14 protein-coding genes are annotated in these 17,516 nt (G+C 66.0%); 6 read left to right on the top strand and 8 right to left on the bottom strand.

Going from position 1 to position 17,516, the window contains the following annotated elements; all coding sequences use genetic code 11:
- Positions 1-12 precede the first annotated feature (12 nt).
- From A5758_RS03455 to A5758_RS03430, 6 genes are all read left to right on the top strand, one after another.
- The gene (locus A5758_RS03455; RefSeq protein WP_067736499.1) at positions 13-1,434 is read left to right on the top strand and encodes a condensation domain-containing protein; all 1,422 of its coding nucleotides are present in this window, start codon (positions 13-15) and stop codon (positions 1,432-1,434) included.
- A 76-nt stretch (positions 1,435-1,510) separates the two neighbouring features.
- Complete coding sequence (locus A5758_RS03450; RefSeq protein WP_067736495.1) at positions 1,511-4,510, top strand: RND family transporter; 3,000 nt, start codon at positions 1,511-1,513, stop codon at positions 4,508-4,510.
- A gap of 79 nt (positions 4,511-4,589) precedes the next feature.
- Positions 4,590-5,675 (top strand): acyltransferase PE, encoded by a 1,086-nt coding sequence (gene pe, locus A5758_RS03445; protein ID WP_067203462.1) that lies wholly within the window; start codon positions 4,590-4,592, stop codon positions 5,673-5,675.
- Positions 5,676-5,749: 74 nt separating this feature from the next.
- Positions 5,750-6,808 (top strand): dihydrodipicolinate reductase, encoded by a 1,059-nt coding sequence (locus A5758_RS03440; RefSeq protein ID WP_067736492.1) that lies wholly within the window; start codon positions 5,750-5,752, stop codon positions 6,806-6,808.
- Positions 6,809-6,978: 170 nt separating this feature from the next.
- The gene (locus A5758_RS03435; protein ID WP_197503717.1) at positions 6,979-7,446 is read left to right on the top strand and encodes an MmpS family transport accessory protein; all 468 of its coding nucleotides are present in this window, start codon (positions 6,979-6,981) and stop codon (positions 7,444-7,446) included.
- On the top strand, positions 7,443-10,352 hold the full coding sequence (locus A5758_RS03430; protein ID WP_067736491.1) for an RND family transporter: 2,910 nt from the start codon (positions 7,443-7,445) through the stop codon (positions 10,350-10,352). Before A5758_RS03435 ends, A5758_RS03430 begins: the two co-directional genes overlap by 4 nt.
- On the opposite strand, the gene A5758_RS03425 is transcribed toward A5758_RS03430, so the two are convergent.
- From A5758_RS03425 to A5758_RS03390, 8 genes are all read right to left on the bottom strand, one after another.
- Positions 10,349-11,182: a DegV family protein gene (locus A5758_RS03425; protein WP_067736488.1), complete on the bottom strand. Its 834-nt coding sequence runs from the start codon at positions 11,180-11,182 to the stop codon at positions 10,349-10,351. The two genes, A5758_RS03430 and A5758_RS03425, sit on opposite strands and share 4 nt — an antisense overlap.
- Positions 11,183-11,186: 4 nt before the next feature.
- Positions 11,187-11,924 carry a diglucosylglycerate octanoyltransferase gene (gene octT, locus A5758_RS03420; RefSeq protein WP_067736483.1) on the bottom strand — a complete coding sequence of 246 codons (738 nt, stop codon included), beginning with the start codon at positions 11,922-11,924 and terminating at the stop codon, positions 11,187-11,189.
- The gene (gene gpgP, locus A5758_RS03415) at positions 11,914-12,588 is read right to left on the bottom strand and encodes a glucosyl-3-phosphoglycerate phosphatase (RefSeq protein WP_067736480.1); all 675 of its coding nucleotides are present in this window, start codon (positions 12,586-12,588) and stop codon (positions 11,914-11,916) included. Before gpgP ends, octT begins: the two co-directional genes overlap by 11 nt.
- Positions 12,585-12,974: a ribosome silencing factor gene (rsfS, locus tag A5758_RS03410; protein WP_067736477.1), complete on the bottom strand. Its 390-nt coding sequence runs from the start codon at positions 12,972-12,974 to the stop codon at positions 12,585-12,587. Before rsfS ends, gpgP begins: the two co-directional genes overlap by 4 nt.
- Positions 12,971-13,624, bottom strand: coding sequence for a nicotinate-nucleotide adenylyltransferase (gene nadD, locus A5758_RS03405; RefSeq protein WP_255360806.1), 654 nt, complete (start codon positions 13,622-13,624; stop codon positions 12,971-12,973). Before nadD ends, rsfS begins: the two co-directional genes overlap by 4 nt.
- Before the next feature lie 162 nt (positions 13,625-13,786).
- Positions 13,787-15,232, bottom strand: coding sequence for a VWA domain-containing protein (locus A5758_RS03400; RefSeq protein WP_067203377.1), 1,446 nt, complete (start codon positions 15,230-15,232; stop codon positions 13,787-13,789).
- 10 nt (positions 15,233-15,242) lie between these two features.
- Complete coding sequence (locus tag A5758_RS03395) at positions 15,243-16,118, bottom strand: MoxR family ATPase (RefSeq protein ID WP_067203379.1); 876 nt, start codon at positions 16,116-16,118, stop codon at positions 15,243-15,245.
- 34 nt (positions 16,119-16,152) lie between these two features.
- On the bottom strand, positions 16,153-17,412 hold the full coding sequence (locus tag A5758_RS03390) for a glutamate-5-semialdehyde dehydrogenase (RefSeq protein ID WP_067203380.1): 1,260 nt from the start codon (positions 17,410-17,412) through the stop codon (positions 16,153-16,155).
- Between the last annotated feature and the right edge of the window lie 104 nt (positions 17,413-17,516).

Here is a 17,516-nt window from a genome sequence, read left to right as displayed (position 1 = left end):
GAGGAGAAGACATTGCGCATCGGGAAAATCACCATCGGCTCAATCCGTGATTGGTCGCCGAGCCCAGGTGTTGTCATCTCCTGGCACCCGACGCCCACGGCCCGGGATAGGGCCCGGCAAGCGCCGGTCAGTGCGGTGCCCGTCAGCTACATGCAGAGCCAGCATCTTCGGGGTTATCACCGGCAAACGACCTCGGGACTCGACTATTCACGGCAAATCATCGCGACCTGCGAAGTCCCCGGCCAGTGCGACATTTCCGCCATGAATGAGGCGCTCAATGCATATTTGCGCCGGCATGACACGTACCGCAGCTGGTTTGAGCACACCGACGCGGGCGACATCATTCGGCATACCATCGAGGATCCCGCCGATATCGAATTCGCGCCCACCGACCACGGCGAAATGGCCGTTGACGACTTGCACGACCATGTGGTGGCCACACCCGATCCGCTGCACTGGGAGTGCTTCAGCTTCGGGATTGTCCAAAACGAGAATCACTTCACCTTCTACGCGAGCATTGACCACGTCCACGGGGACGCGGCGCTGATCGGCATCACGATGGTGGAGTCCCACGCGATGTACACGGCGTTGACGGGTGGCACCGGGCCCCTTGCGCTGCCCGCCGCCGGCAGCTTTGCCGATTTCTGCGCCGAAGAGCGCCGGTACACGTCAGACTTGACCGTGGATTCGCCGCAGGTACGCGCGTGGATTGACTTCGCCGAGAACAACGATGGAAGCCTGCCGGAGTTCCCTTTGCCGCTGGGAAATCCGTTGGAGCCCAGCAAGAGTGAGATGATCACGGACACCCTGATGGACGCGCAACAAACCGCGAGATTCGAAGCGGCCTGCTCGGCGGCGGGTGCGCGCTTCGTCGGCGGCTTGTTCGCCTGCCTCGCCCAGGTGGAACACGAATTCACCGGTGCCGCCACCTATTACGGACTCACCCCCAGAGATACTCGAAAAACTTCGGACAACTTCATGACCCAGGGTTGGTTTACCGGCTTGGTTCCGATCACCGTGCCGATTGCCGCTGCGTCCTTTTGTGACGCGGCCTGGGCGGCGCAGAGTTCCTTTGACTCGAGTCTGAACATGGCGAAGGTCCCCTATTACCGCGTGCTGGAATTGGCGCCGTGGCTGAGCAGGCCCCGCCCGAACTTTCCGGTGACAAATTTTTTGCATGGGGATGCCGCTCCGATGAACGCCGTGCTCGCGGCAGCTGAGATGGGCTACACCAACAACATTGGGATCTACTCCGACGGAAGATATTCGTATCAGCTAACGATCTATACCTTCCGGTACGAGGAAGGCACCGTAATGGCGATAATGTTTCCAGACAACGCGGTTGCCCGAAAATCAGTCGCCCGGTATGTCGCGGCGATGAAGTCCGTGTGTATGCGGGTCGCTGATAGCGGGCATTGGGGGCGCGTTGCCTAGCGGGGAACAGTACGATGCCTACTGATTTTCTCCGGACTCGGCCTTTTCACGCGGCCGGGTGCGTAGCGAGGTCGATGTGCGACGGCTAGCGGATTTTGTGGTGCGTTGGCCCGGGGTCGTCATAGGGTTCTGGGTCCTGATCGCGGTCGCACTGCCGCTGACGTTCCCGCCCCTGAACGAGATGGCTCAGAAGCACCCACTCGCGATGCTGCCGAGCGGCGCGCCGTCGAGCGTGGCCGCCCGGAAGATGACCGAAGCGTTTCACGAATCGGGCGCCGAGAACCTCATGCTGGTGGTCCTCAGCGATGAGAAAGGGCTTGGGCCCGCCGACGAAGCCACCTACCACAAGCTGGTGAGCGCCCTGCACGACGACCGGCGCGACGTACTGATGTTGCAGGATTTCGTCAGCACGCCGCCCTTGCGTCCGGTTTTGACCAGTAAGGACCGCAAATCCTGGGTGCTGCCGGTTGGCCTCGCCGGCGAATTGGGCACACCAAAGTCCTACGGCGCTTACCTCCGCGTTGCCGACATCGTCAAGCACAGCGTCGCCGGATCCCCGTTGACAGCGAACCTGACCGGACCCGCGGCCACCGTCAGCGACCTCACCGTGGCGGGCGAGCGGGATCGCCTTCCGATTGAACTGGCGATCGCCGCCCTGGTGCTCGTCGTCCTGCTGGTGGTCTACCGCAACCCGCTCACCATGCTGCTGCCGCTGCTCGCGATCGGGGCGTCGATGGTGATCGCGCAGGCCGTCGTCGCCGGAATCTCGCAAATCGGCGGCCTAGGCGTTTCGAACCAGTCCATCGTCTTCTTGAGCGCCATCATCGCCGGCGCGGGAACCGACTACGCCGTCTTCCTCATCAGCCGCTACCACGACTATCTGCGGCGCGGAGCGGACTTCGACGAAGCCGTGCGGCGGGCACTCACCTCAATCGGAAATGTGATCGCCGCATCCGCGGCCACGGTCGGAATCACTTTTCTCGGAATAAGTTTCGCCCGGATGGGTGTGTTCTCCACGGTGGGTATCTCGTCGGCCATCGGGATCGGTGTCGCCTTCCTCGCGGCGATGACCTTGCTGCCCGCCATCTTGGTAGTGGCCGGGCCGCGCGGCTGGGTCAAGCCCCCACGCGAACTGACCGCCCGGTTCTGGCGACGTTCGGGGATACGCATCGTGCGCCGGCCCAGGGTTCATCTGGTTGCCAGCGTGCTAGTGCTGATCATTCTCGCCAGCTGTGCGGGCTTGGTGCGCTACAACTACGACGACCGCAAGGCCCTGCGGTCCTCAGCACCGAGTTCGCTCGGGTATGCCGCGCTGGATCGCCACTTCCCGGTCAATCAGTCCATTCCGGAATACATCCTCGTCCAGTCACCGCACGACCTGCGTACGCCGCGGGCGCTCGCGGATCTGGAGCAGATGGCCGACCGAGTCAGCCAACTGCCGAACATCGCTGCGGTCAGCGGTGTGACCCGGCCCGCGGGCGCGGTGCCGGAACAGTTCAGGGCCACCTACCAGGCGGGCGCTATCGGCGCTCGCCTGGGCGCCGGTTCGGCCCTGATCAGCGACCACGCCGATGATCTCAACCGACTGCTCGCCGGGGCCAACACCCTGGCCGACAACCTCGGCGATGTGCGGGGCCAGGTCAACCAGATGGTTGCCGGGATGCAAGGCCTGACCGAGGCTTTCACTTCGATGAAAACCCAGTACGGCGGCGACAAGTTGGTCAAGGAAGTCGTCACCGCCGCCAAGCTCGTCAGCAGCATCAATTCCCTCGGCCATACCATCGGCGTCAACTTTGCGGCCGTCAAGGACATGTTCGCCTGGGTGGCCCCGGTGCTGGCGGCGCTCGAGGGCAACCAGGTTTGCGATGCCGATCCCTCCTGCAGCGCCACCCGCGCCCAATTCGAGCGCGTGGTCAATGCCCGTGGTGACGGAAGCCTCGACCAGATCAATGATCTGGCGGGACAGCTCCAGGCGTTCCAAGATCGGCAGACCCTCAACGCGTCGGTGGATCACCTGCGTGGTGCACTCGCCAACTTCGTCAAGGCGCTGCATGCCATGGGGCTGGACCAGCCCGGTGGCCTGCAGGCCGACCTGAACCACCTGCAACAAGGCGCTGACCGGTTCGCCAGCGGAAGCCGGCAAGTGGCCGATGGGGTGGACCAACTCGTCGACCAGATCAAACAAATGGGTACGGGGCTCGGCGAGGCGTCGGCGTTCCTCCTCACGCTGAAACGTGACGCGGCGGAACCGTCGATGGCGGGGTTCAACGTTCCGGCGCAGCTGCTGCACATGGAGGAGTTCAAGAAGGCCGCTAAGGCGTTCATTTCGCCCGACGGGCACTCGGTGCGGTATTTGGTTCAGACGAAACTCAACCCGTTCAGCGCCGAGGCGATGGATCAGGTCAGTGCGATCGGCGATACCGCCCGGGGAGCCCAACCGAATACCTCATTGGCGGATGCCTCGATATCGATGGTCGGATATCCCGTTACGCTGCGGGACACGCGAGACTTTTATGAGCACGACATCAAGTTCATCATTGTCGTCACCATCATCGTCGTCCTGATGACGCTGATCGCATTGCTGCGCGCGGTCGTCGCACCGCTGTATCTGGTCGCTTCCGTCGTCATTTCGTATTTGTCGGCGGTGGGTATCGGCGTCCTGACGTTTCAATTCCTACTGGGCCAGCAATTGCATTGGAGCGTGCCGCCATTGGCCTTCGTGGTATTGGTCGCCGTCGGAGCCGATTACAATATGCTTTTCGTCTCGCGAATGCGTGACGAGTCCCCGCACAGCATGCGTTACGGCGTCATTCGCGCGTTGAGTTCGACCGGGGGTGTGATCACCGCTGCGGGTTTGATCTTCGCCGCCTCGATGTGGGGCCTGGTGTTTTCCAGCATCGGCACCGTGGTTCAGGGCGGCTTCGTGATCGGGATCGGAATCTTGCTCGACACCTTCCTGGTCCGCACCATAACGGTGCCCGCCTTGGCTACGCTGGTCGGGCGGGCGAGCTGGTGGCCATCACGACCGGGAGCGCAATGGTCGCGATCCCGCTCACCGGCCGGGCGTGCGGATTAGTACCCGTCAGCTGGGGTTAGCGAGGCCCACGAGCGATATGCGACACTACGAGACCAAGTCGGGCAGGCGGGAAGTGGCGATGCAGAAAGTACTCGCAGGAGTTACCGCTGTGGTAACCCTCGGCGTCACAGGATATTTCGGCCTCGGGATCGCGACGGCCGATGACGAGCCCGGCGACGGGACGGCGTACGCCTTGGGCGGCGCTCACGTTCCGGGTATTCCCTACGACGAGTACGGCAGGCGCCTGGGTGCCGGATGGTTTCCCGGCCTGAAGCGAGAAATCGTCGACTACCCGGCGGGGCAGGTCCAGGGCCACGTGCTCGAACGGCTCTTTCCGGGGATAGGCCGGCTGGATGAAGCCTTCCCGGGTGTGGGCGTGGACGGGCCCAGCATCGGCGAGTCGGTCGCCGTCGGGGCCGAGAACCTGGATGCGGCGATCCGCAGGGGTGGGCCCGGCGCCGCGATCGGGTTGTCCGAGGGTTCGCTCGTGCTTGACGCCGAGCAGGCCAGGCTCGCGAGTGATCCGAACGCTCCCCCACCAAACCAATTGGTCTTCAGCACATTTGGCAACCCGGTCGGGCGACACGCCTTCGGCGAGAGTTTCCTGACCTCCTTCTTTCCGGTTGGCTCCGTCGTTCCTGCGCTCGACTACCGAATACCGCCCCCGGTGGAGAGCCAATACGACACCAAGGCTTTCGTCGCTGCATACGACATGATCGCCGACTTTCCCGACCGGCCGGACAACCTGTTAGCGCTGGCCAACACCCTCGTGGGCGAAGCGACCGGTCATACCGCGGTCGCGTTCACCGACCCGAGCATGGTGCCGCCGCAGAACATCAGGACGACCGTCAACTCCAGGGGCGCGAAGACAACGACGTATCTGATTCCCGAAAGACACCTCCCGCTGGTACTGCCCTTGGGCTACCTCGGCGTGCCGGAAGACGTGCTGAATCAGCTCGACGCGGAACTGACTCCGATGGTGAATGCGGGATACTCGCGCAACGACGACCCGCTTACCGCTCCCCTTCAAGTGGATCCGGTGCGGGGCTTCGACCCCGCGGCCGTGATTGCACCGGCCAGTCAGGCCACCTTCGGCGGGGGCGGCGATCCCTTTTCGCAGCTGATGTCGAGCGCCATGGCTGCGTTGAACCAGGGCAACCGCTGACCTTGAGGGTGTAGACACGCCTGGGCGCACGTCGGCGATAATGACCCAGATTCGCCCACGTCAAAGGAGACGCGATGAGCAAGCCCCCGACAGACCGCCCGCTGCGCGTCATCCAGTGGACGACCGGGAACATCGGGCGACGTTCGCTGCACGCCATCATCGGCAGGCCGGACATGGAATTGGTCGGGGTGTACGCGCACGGGGCGGACAAGGTCGGCGTGGATGCCGCCGAACTGGCCGGCTGGCCGGAACCGACCGGCGTGCGCGCGACGAACGACATCGACGCGCTGCTCGCCTCGGGTGCCGACGCGTGCTGCTATAACCCGTTGTGGCCCAACATCGATGAGTTGGTGCGCTTGCTGGAAGCGGGTGTCAACGTGTGCTCCAGCGCAGCCTGGATCACCGGAGGCAAGCAGACACCCGAGGACCGCGAACGCATCGTGGATGCCTGCAAACGAGGCGGTTCGACGATCTTCGGCAGCGGGGCGCACCCGGGCATGACGAACATGGTCGGCATGGTGCTCAGCGGCGCGTGCGAACGCGTCGACGAAATCCGGATCACCGAGTCGGTGGATTGCTCGACCTACGAATCAGCGGAAACGCAGACGGCGATGGGCTTCTCGCAAGATCCCGATACGCCGGGGCTGGCGGAAAGCGTGCGGCGCGAAAGCGAGGTCTTCGCCGAATCGGCGGCCATGATGGCCGACGCGATCGGGGCCAAGCTGGACCGGATGACCTTCGACGTGACCTTCACCGCGGCCACCGGGGACTCGGATCTGGGCTTCATGAAAATCCCCGCGGGAACGGTCGGCAGTGTCTATGGCTACCACCGCGGATGGCAGGGCGACCGCAACGTGGTCAGCGTCGGGTTCAACTGGACCATGGGCAATCACGTGGAGCCGCCCAAGCCACTGGAGCACGGCCACGTCATTCAGGTGTACGGGCTGCCCAACATGCGGACCGTCCTGCATTGCCTGCCGCCGAAGGATTGGACGGAACCCGGGTTCATGGGATTGGGAATGATCTACACGGCGATGCCGGTGACCAACGCGGTCCCGGCTGTGGTGGCTGCCGAGCCCGGAATCGTGACGCTTGCCGATTTGCCGCCGGTCACCGGCCGGGTGGCCCGGTAAGCGCCTGGAGCCATATGCGGTTCGCCACATCGGAGGCCCCGGAGGAACGCTTGCGTGCACTAAGGTTTAGAGTGCTTAGCTGAGCAAATTGTCGAGGGACATCGGTGTCGTCGGCGACGTAGGTGAGCTTTGCGGCAGCGCCGGGGTGGCGGTAATGCGGAAGGCGGTAGGTGGTGGCTAGTCCAGACTCGGGTCCACGTACCGGCACCGTAACCCGCGTGCTCAAACGGGCGTGGATACCGCTGCTTTTGGTGGTGGTCTTGGCCCTTTCGGCATTGATCGTGTCGCGGCTCCACAAGATTTTCGGCTCGCAGGATCTCAACGCGAACGCCGGCAAGGGGATCGAAATCGTGCAGTTCAACCCGAAGGTCGTGGTGTACGACATCACGGGGCCACCCGGGGCCACCGCCAACATCAACTACTGGGACGAGAACGCCAACACCCACCAGGTCAACGCGGCGCCTCTGCCGTGGTCGGCCACCATCTCGACCACCTTGCCCTCGGTGAGCGCCAACATCATGGCGCAGAGCGACAGCGGTGAGATCAGCTGCAAGATCACCGTCGACGGCGTCGTCCGCGAACAGCGGAGCTCCGATGGCCACAACGCGCAGACCTTCTGCCTGGTGAAGTCCGCATGAGCGACGGCACGGGCAGGGGCCATCTGGGCACCGCGGACACCGAGAACACCGGACCGATCACGACACCGGCGCAAGCGAAGGCCGAGCGCGGCCACCGCCCGTACCTGCCCCATACGATCCGCATCTTCGCGGTGCCGATCATCCTGGGCTGGGTGTTCGTCACGGTCCTGGTGAACGTCATCGTCCCCACGCTGGAAAAAGTCGGCGAGGCCCATTCGGCGCCTATGACACCGCTGGACGCGCCGTCGATGAAGGCGATGATGCGGCTGGGCCATAACTTCCGCGAGTTCGATTCCAACAGCACGGTCATGATCGTGCTGGAGGGCCAGCAGCCCCTCGGCCCGGACGCGCACCAGTACTACGACAAGCTGATTCGGGACCTGCGCAAGGATCCCCAGCACATCCAGCACATCCAGGATTTCTGGGGCGATCGGCTGACCGCCGCGGGCGCGCAGAGCGCCGACGCCAAGGGCGCGTACGTGATGATCAACCTGGCCGGCAACCAGGGCACCACGCTGGCCAACGAGTCCGTGGACGCCGTGCGCAAGGTGATCGACGAGAACAAGGCACCACCGGGCGTGAAGGCCTACGTCACCGGTCCCGCCGCGTTGTCCGACGACATGCACATCATCGGTAACGCCAGCCTGGCCAAGATCACGCTGTTCACCTTGGGTGCCATCGCGATCATGTTGCTGCTGGTCTATCGGTCCATCGTCACCACGCTGGTCCAGTTGTTCATGACCTTCGTGGCGCTGGCCTGTTCACGGGGCGTAGTCGCGGTTCTCGCGTACCACAACGCATTCGGGCTCACCACCTTCGCCGCCAACATCCTCACCATGCTGGCGATCGCGGCCGGCACCGACTACGGCATCTTCCTCGTCGGCCGCTATCAAGAAGCGTTGCGCGCAGGCGAGGATCGAGAAACCGCGTACTACACCACCTTCAAAGGGGTGGCCCCGGTGGTGCTGGGGTCCGGGCTGACCATCGCCGGGGCGACGTACTGCCTGAGCTTCACGCGGCTGCCCTGGTTCAACACCATGGGCGCCCCCGTGGCGATCGGCATGCTGGTGGTGGTGCTGGCCGGACTGACGCTGGGTCCCGCGGTTGTCTTCGTGGGCAGTCGCTTTCACCTCTTCGAGTCCAAGCGGGCGGCCAAGCGCGGGCGGCTCTGGCGGCGGGTGGGCACCGCGGTGGTGCGTTGGCCCGCACCGGTTTTGGCCGTCAGCGCCGCGGTCGTCTTGGTCGGCATGGTCGCCTTGCCGAGCTACAAGACGAGCTACAACGACCGCTACTACCTACCGACCTCCGCCCCGTCCAATCTCGGACAGGCGGCCGCCGACCGCCATTTCTCGCAGGCCCGGATGAACCCCGACATGTTGATGGTGGAGGCCGACCATGACATGCGAAACCCGGCCGACATGCTGGTGCTGGACCGGGTGGCCAAGAACGAGATGCGCACGGTCGGGATCGCCATGGTTCAGGACATCACCAGGCCGCTGGGCATTCCGATTCAGCACAGCTCGATACCGTTCCAGAACAGCATCCAAAGCCAGACGACGATGCAGAACATGGGTTTCCTCAAGGAGCGCATCGCCGACATCCTCAGGATGGCCGACGACCTGCAGACCCAGATCGACACCACGCAGCGCCAGTACGAGGTGTCGCAAGACCTGGCCAACGCCGCAGACGACAGCGCAAAGACCACGGCCGTAACGTCGCAGATCACCGATTCCTTGCGTGATCACATCGCGGATTTCGACGACACCTTCCGGCCGGTGCGGTCCTACTTCTACTGGGAGAGGCACTGCTACGACATCCCGGTGTGCATCGGGTTACGGTCCCTCTTCGACACGTTCGACGGGTTCGACCAACTCGCCGAGCAGTTCCATTACCTCACCGCGGACATTGCGCACACCGCCAAAGCCACCCACGACCTGAATGCGCTGTTTCCCGCGCTGATCACCACGCTGAAGACCACCAGGGGCATCACGCTCACCCTGTATCAGACGTTCAAGGCGATGATCGATCAGATGGAGGCGATGAGCAACACGGCGATCGTGATGGGGCAGAGCTTCGACGCATCGAAGAACGACGACTTCTTCTACCTCCCGCCGGAGGCTTTCGATAACCCCGATTTCCAGACGGGCCTTCGGATGTTCTTGTCGCCGGACGGTAAGTCGGCGCGATTCTTCATCACCCACCAGAGCGATCCGATGACGCCGGAAGGCATTTCGCGAGTCGACGCCGAGCGCACCGCCGCGCAGGAGGGACTCAAGCAGTCGTCTTTGCAGGACGCCAAGGTCTATCTCGGCGGCACGGCCCCGACGTTCCGCGACATGGCCGACGGCGAGAAGTACGACCTGATGATCGCCGTGGTGTCGGCCCTGACGCTGATCTTCATGATCATGCTCCTGCTCACTCGCAGCGTGGTGGCCGCGCTGGTGATCGTCGGCACCGCGGCCAGCTCGATCGCCGCATCATTCGGCCTGTCCGTGCTCATTTGGCAGGACCTGTTCGGCATCAGAATCCACTGGATCGTGATGGCGCTGTCCGTCATCATCCTGCTGGCCGTCGGATCCGACTACAACCTGCTGCTGGTCTCGCGATTCAAAGAAGAAATCCATGCCGGGCTCAAGACCGGAATTATCCGGTCGATGGCGGGCACCGGTGGGGTGGTGACGGCCGCGGGCCTGGTGTTCGCCTTCACCATGGCCTCGATGCTCGGCAGCGACTTGCGGGTGCTTGGCCAATTCGGGTCGACGGTGTGCATCGGTCTGCTGCTCGACACCCTGATCGTGCGCACGCTGCTGATGCCGTCGATCGCGACGCTGCTGGGGCGGTGGTTCTGGTGGCCGCAAGTGGTACACCCCCGCGGCGACAACGCCCGGCGCCCGGTGCCCGCTTAAGTCGGCAGTTGCACGACGACCGCGACGGCTCCCGCGCCGACATGCAACGCCAGCACCGGCCCCAACGGGGTGATGATCGCCGGCTCGCAGGCCGGTAGTCTGCGCGCCAGCTCCGCCGCCACTTCCTTGGCGCCGTCCGGGTTGGCGACGTGATGCACCGCCAGCGCGGCCGGACTGTCGCCGGCGACCTGGCAGACCCGGTCGATCATCGCCTCCGTCGCGTGGGTGACGGTGCGTACCCGTTGGGCCAGAACGAGTTTGCCGTCGTCGTCGATGCGAAGCAGCGGCTTGAGCGCCAGCGCCGTGCCCAGCCATGCCTTGGCGCCGCCGATCCGTCCACTGCGGCGCAGGTTGTCGAGCCGGTGTACCACCATGAACGCATGGCTATGCCGTGCGGCCGCATCCGCCGCGGCGGCGACGGCGTCGAGGTCGCCGCCGGCGGCCGCCGCCCGCGCGGCGGCCAACGCAATAAAGCCCGTGCCCATGGCGGTCGACTTCGAGTCGACGACCCGCACGTGGGTGTCCAGGTCGGCGGCGGTCCGCTCGGCGGCGCCGCAGGTTCCCGACAGTGCGGACGAAATGTGCACCGCCACCACGCCGTCCCCGCCGCTGTCGGCCAGCGCCTGCTGGTAGGCGTCGGCCAGTTCGGCCGGTGTGGCCGCCGCGGTGGTGGCGTGACGCTTGTAGACGTCTTCGGGGATCTGGTCCACGCCGTCGCGCAAATCGACACCGTCGAGCAGAATGTGCAGCGGCACAACCCGTATCGCCCACTGCTCCAGCAAGTCGGCCGGCAAGCGCGCCGACGCATCGGTCACCACCAGGACGGACATCGAGCTACCCGCGTGGCTTGTCGGTCGGAACGCCGGCTTCGGCCAGGGCCTTCAGCATCAGCTCGGCAACCGCCTGGTGTGCTTCGAAATTCCAGTGAATGCCGTCGGGATTTCCGCGCCCACTCGTGATGTGCTCGGCGACAGCCGCTTTGAGGTCCACCAGGGGAACGTCGTGGGTTTGTGCCCACTCGGTGATCGCCGCGGCGGTCGCCGGGCGGCCATGGTGGGCCCTGCCGTAGGTGTCGGCGATATGCACGGACGGCAGCGAGGCCACGATCGGGATGCCCGGGCGGTTGAAATCGATTGCGTTGCGGGTCTGTTCGAGGTAGTCGGCGCTGAGGTGCGCGGGCAGCGCGGACCGGGCCACCGGCGAGAGCCTGGGCTGCAGCCAGCCGTAGCCGTCGCGGACCCAGCGCCGCACTCGCGGCGGGCGCACGTAGCGGATCAGTTCGCGCAGCGCGGTCGGCAGCACCGACGGCAGCGAATCCATTCCGCCGGTCGCGAAAATGACGGCGCCGGCCCTTGGCAGCGCGGCCCAGGCGCGCGGGTCCTGGGTCGCCGCCCACCAGATGTCGCGGCAGGTCCAGCCGATGCGACCGATGAGTTCGACGTCCCAACCCAATTGTGCGGCAACGATATTGGGCCAGATGCGCGGATCGTCTGCGGGCAGGCCGCCGGTCGGCCCGTAGTAGGCCAGCGAGTCGGCGAAGATCAGCAGGGTGGGCCGTGCATCAGAGGACATCGTTGGACACCTGCGCCGAAGCGTTCCACACGTCGAGGCGCCAGCGGATGCTGTCGAAACCCGCCCCGGAGTGGTCGGAATGGCCGGAAAGCTGCACCCAGCTGGCGTTGCCCATGCCGCCCAACGTCGGCCAGTTGGCGACCGGAAGCTTGAGCAGCGCGGCCGACAGCGCGGCGATCAGCCCGCCGTGGGCCACCAGCACCACTGGCCGATCGGCGTGCTGGGGGCCGCCCCATTCCGGCTCGCCGGAGACCAGTTCGGTCACCAACGGCACGCTGCGGGCGGCGACGTCGACCCGGCTTTCGCCACCATGGGGCGCCCAGGTGGCGTCTTCGCGCCAGGCCAGGCGGGCCCCGGGGGCCTGCGTGTCGACCTCGGTGTGCGTCAGTCCCTGCCAGTCGCCGAGATGGGTTTCCCTCAACCGCGGATCCACCCGGATCGGCTGGCCGGTCCGCTCCCCGAGCCGGATCGCCGTGTCGTAGGCGCGATGCAGATCCGACGACACGATGAGCAACGGCTGTAGCTTGCCGAGTACCTCGGCGGCGGCGATCGCTTGCGCCCGCCCGAGTTCGCTGAGTTGGGAATCCAGCTGCCCCTGCATGCGGCTGCCGGCGTTGAACTCGGTTTGCCCGTGCCGCAACATGATCAGGCGACGAATCGTCATTGCGTGCCCGTCGACTCGTCGGGAACCGCGGCCAGGTCCACGGGCACGACCGGGCAGTCGCCCCACAACCGGTCCAGGGCGTAGAAGTCGCGGTCATCCTGGTGCTGGATGTGCACGACGATGTCGCGGTAGTCCAGCAGCGTCCAGCGGCCCTCCCGGGTGCCCTCCCGGCGCGCCGGCTTGTAGCCCGCCCTGCGCATCTTCTCCTCGACCTCGTCGACTATGGCATTGACCTGCCGCTCGTTGGACGCCGAGGCGATGACGAAGCAGTCGGTGATGACGAGTTGGCCGGACACGTCGATCACGACGACATCGTCGGCCAGCTTCGATGCGGCCGCGCCGGCGGCCACGGTCGCCATGCCGATCGCCTCCTGGGTGGCGGTCATGTGTTGTTCCCGGCGGGCAGGGTTGATCGGCTCACGGTGTCCTTCGATTGTTCGCCGCGATAGAGCCGGCGCTTGGAGACGTACTGCACGACGCCGTCGGGCATCAGGTACCACAGTGGCCGATGCTGCTCGGCGCGCAGTCGGCAGTCGGTCGACGAGATCGCCAGCGCCGGGATCTCAACGAGCGTCAGCACGTCCTCCGCCAGCTCGCCGAGCACGCCGGTGATGTGTTCGCGCCGCAGCTCGTAGCCGGGCCGGCTGACGCCGACGAACCGCGCCAGCTCGAACAGCTCCTCCCAGCCCTGCCAGGACAGGATGGAAGCGAGCGCGTCGGCACCGGTGATGAAGTACAGCTGCGAGTCGGGGTTGAGGGCGTGCAGATCCCGCAGTGTGTCCTTGGTGTAAGTGGGCCCGGCGCGGTCGACGTCGACCCGGCTCACCGAGAAGCGGGGGTTGGACGCGGTGGCGATCACCGTCATCAGGTATCGGTCCTCGGCAGCGGAAACGTGCCGGTCCTTCTGCCAGGGCTGACCGCTGGGTACGAACACCACTTCGTCGAGGTCGAACAGGTCGGCGACCTCACTCGCGGCAACCAGGTGCCCGTAATGGATGGGATCGAACGTCCCACCCATCACACCCAGCCTGCGCAGCTGCTTTTGCACGATTTGCCAGCTTACTTGAGGCGGCGATCCGGCCCGATTCCTCAGCCCGCGGGCCGGCCCGCATCCCGGGGCGCCGCCCGCGAGCGTCACGCCGGCGCAACTCCGGCGCTCGAGCGTCACGCCAGGGTGACGCGGGGACGAAGAACGCCCTCAGACCGGCAGCAGCTGGTCGATCACGGCGGCGAGCTGCTTGGCCGACCGGCATTCATGCATCGCGATGACCTCTTGGTAGCGCGGCACCGCCGAGTCGCCGCTGCCCCATAGGTGCTTGGGTTCGGGGTTCAGCCAGTGCGCGTGCCGGCTGGCGGTCACCATGTGGGCCAGCAGCTCGGTCTCCGGATTGCGGTAGTTGGTGCGGCCGTCACCGAGCACCAGCAGCGAGCTGCGCGGTGACAAGACGTTGGGGAACGCCTGCACGAACGATGCGAAGGCGTTGCCGTAGTCGGAATGCCCGTCGCGGCTGTACACGCCGGCCTCCCGGGTGATCCGCTGAATCGCCACGGCCAAGTCGGCTTCGGGCCCGAACATGTGGGTCACCTCGTCGGTGGTGTCGATGAAGGCGAACACCCTGACCCGCGAGAACTGTTGGCGCAGTGCGTGTACCAGCAGGAGGGTGAAGTGGCTGAACCCGGCGACGGAGCCGGAGACGTCGCACAGCACCACCAGCTCCGGGCGCGCCGGGCGGGGTTTGGCCAGCACGACGTCGATCGGCACGCCGCCGGTGGACATCGACTTGCGCAGCGTCTTGCGCAGGTCGATCACGCCGGCGCGGCTGCGTCGCCGCCGGGCCGCGAGCCGGGTGGCCAGGGTCCGGGCCAGCGGCGCCACCACCCGTTGCATCTGGCGCAGCTGTTCGCCGGAGGCGCGCAGGAACTCGACGTTCTCGGAAAGCTGTGGGATGCCGTACATCTGGACGTGGTCGCGGCCGAGCTGTTCGGCGGTGCGTCGCTTGGTCTCGGCGTCGACCATCTTGCGCAGTTGCGTGATCCGCTGCGCCGCCATCGCTTTGGCGATCTGTTCCTGGGTGGGCGTGGGTTCGTCACCGTACGGGGCGAGCAGCCCCGCCAGCAGCTTGCCCTCCAACTCGTCCAGTGCCATCGCCTTGAGCGCCTGGTACGACGAGAACGACGGGCCGCGGCTGGAGCTGTATTTGCCGTAGGCCTCCACGATGCGCGCGATCATCGCGACCAGCCGCTGGTCCATGTCGGCGAGCTCGGGGTTCTCGTTGAGTAGATCCAGCAGCATCTGGCGCATCGCCTCGACGTCGTCGGGCGGCAAGGAGTCGTCCGACGACGCGTCGGCCTCCTCGTCGGTCACCACCGCGCGCGTGCCCAACGCCGCGGGGAACCACAGGTCGAACATGGCGTCGTAGGTCTCGCGGTGTTCGGGACGGCGCAACACGGCGCAGGCGATGCCCTCGCGTAACACTTCACGATCACCCAAGCCGAGGGTGGCCATCACCCGCCCGGCATCCACGGTCTCGGACGGACCCACCGAAATGCCCACCGCACGAAGAGCTTCCACGAAGCCAACCAGGTGGCCGGGCAGCCCGTGCGGGGCGAGCGGCCGGGTGGGTCGGATGCGGCGGGGGGCCATCGGTGCGTCCCTAGTTCAACCGGAGCTCGCCGGTTGCGCGCTGCTGGTCGGACTGATGCTTGAGAACCACGCCCAGGGTGGCGGCAACGACGGAGTCGTCGATGGTGTCCAGGCCCAGCGCGAGCAGCGTCCGGCCCCAGTCGATCGTCTCGGCCACGGACGGCAGTTTCTTAAGTTGCATGCCCCGCAGCACGCCGATGATGCGCACCAGTTCGTCGGCAAGATGCTGGGGCAACTCGGGCACCCGCGACAACAGGATGCGGCGTTCCAATTCGGGACTCGGAAAGTCAATGTGCAAGAACAGGCAGCGACGCTTGAGGGCCTCCGACAGTTCGCGGGTGGCGTTGGAGGTCAGCACCACGAACGGTGTCCGCTCGGCGGTGATCGTGCCCAGCTCGGGCACGGTCACCGCGAAGTCGGACAGCACCTCGAGCAGCAAGCCCTCGATTTCGATGTCGGCCTTGTCGGTTTCGTCGATCAGCAGCACCGTGGGCTCGGTGCGCCGGATGGCGGTCAGCAGCGGACGCTGCAGCAGGAACTCCTCGCTGAACACGTCGTCCTTGGTCTGGTCCCAGTCTCCCGAGCCGGCCTGGATGCGCAGGATCTGCTTGGCGTGATTCCACTCGTAGAGGGCGCGAGCCTCGTCCACCCCCTCGTAGCACTGCAGGCGGACCAGTCCGGAACCGGTCGCCTGGGCGACGGCGCGGGCCAGCTCGGTCTTGCCCACACCGGCGGGGCCCTCCACCAGCAGCGGCTTGCCCAGCCGGTCGGCGAGGAACACCGCGGTCGCGGTGGCGGTGTCGGGCAGGTAACCGGTCTCGGCCAACCGTCGCGAGACGTCGTCGATGTCGGCGAACAGCGGCTTGGGCCGGGCGGGCACGCTCACTATCTCGGTTCTCCTAAAGCACTTTTCGTCGCGGTCAGGCGGGGCGGATTTGCCCGTCACCCCACGCGATCCACTTGGTCGAGGTCAATTCCGGCAGCCCCATGGGGCCGCGCGCATGCAATTTCTGGGTAGAGATGCCGATTTCGGCGCCGAAACCGAACTGCTCACCGTCGGTGAACGCTGTCGATGCGTTGATCATCACCGCGGCGGCGTCGACGCCGTCGCTAAACCGTTGCGCCGCAGCCATATTGCTAGTGACGATGGCCTCGGTGTGCCCGGTGCCGTACTCGTTGATGTGCGCGATCGCGGCGTCGATGCCGTCGACCACCGCGACCGCGATGTCCATCGACAGGTACTCACGGCGCAGGTCGTCCTCCTCTGCGTCCGCCGAGAACCCGCCGTGCACGGTCACGCCGGCGTCCTCCAGGGCGGCCACCAACCGGGGCAGCGCCTTCTTGGCGATGGCGGCATCGACCAACAGCGTCTCGGCGGCGTTGCAGACACTGGGCCGACGGGTCTTGGAGTTCAGCAGGATCCGTTCCGCCACGTCCAGGTCGGCGCCCTCGTGGACGTACACGTGACAGTTGCCCACGCCGGTCTCGATGGTGGGCACCTGCGCGTCGCGGACCACCGCGTTGATCAGGCTGGCTCCCCCGCGCGGAATCACCACGTCGACCAGGCCGCGGGCCTGGATCAGGTGCGTAACCGTGGAGCGATCGGCGGCCGAAAGCAGTTGCACCGCATCGGCGGGCAGGTCCTCGCTGACCAGCGAAGCGCGCAGCACCTGCACCAGCGCCTGGTTGGACCGCGCGGCCGAGGAACTTCCGCGCAGCAACACGGCGTTGCCCGACTTGAGCGCCAGACCGAAGGCGTCGACGGTGACGTTGGGCCGGCCTTCGTAGATCATGCCGACGACGCCGAGCGGCACGCGCTGCTGCCGCAGATGCAAACCGTTGGGCAGGGTGTAGCCGCGCAGCACCTCGCCGACCGGGTCGGGCAGCCCGGCGACCTGACGCAGGCCGGCGGCGATTCCCTCGACACGTATGGGGTCCAGCGCCAACCGGTCGAGCATCGCGGTCGGGGTGCCGGAGGCTTCGGCGGCGCTGAGGTCTTCGGCATTGGCCGACAGGATCAATTCGGTGTGGGCCGCTATCGCGTCGGCCGCCGACCGCAGCGCCTGGTCCTTGGCGACCGTCGGCAGCAATGCCAGGACGCGGGAGGCGACCCGGGCGCGACGAGCGGCGTTGTGGACCTCCCGGCGCAAGTCAGGAAGCGATGGTGCTTGCAGACTCATTGAACCAGGGTATCGGGCCTTAACCGGCCAGGTGAGGCGGCCCGGGTATTACGGCATCCGCTCCGCGCGTAACGTGCCCGCGATCGAGATTCGGCCGCGCGCGG

The sequence above is a fragment of the Mycobacterium sp. 852014-50255_SCH5639931 genome (assembly GCF_001665605.1).
GTDB classification, from domain to species: domain Bacteria; phylum Actinomycetota; class Actinomycetes; order Mycobacteriales; family Mycobacteriaceae; genus Mycobacterium; species Mycobacterium paraffinicum.
Note: the sequence above shows the minus strand (reverse complement) of the source record. Positions and strands in the feature narration are given on the sequence as shown.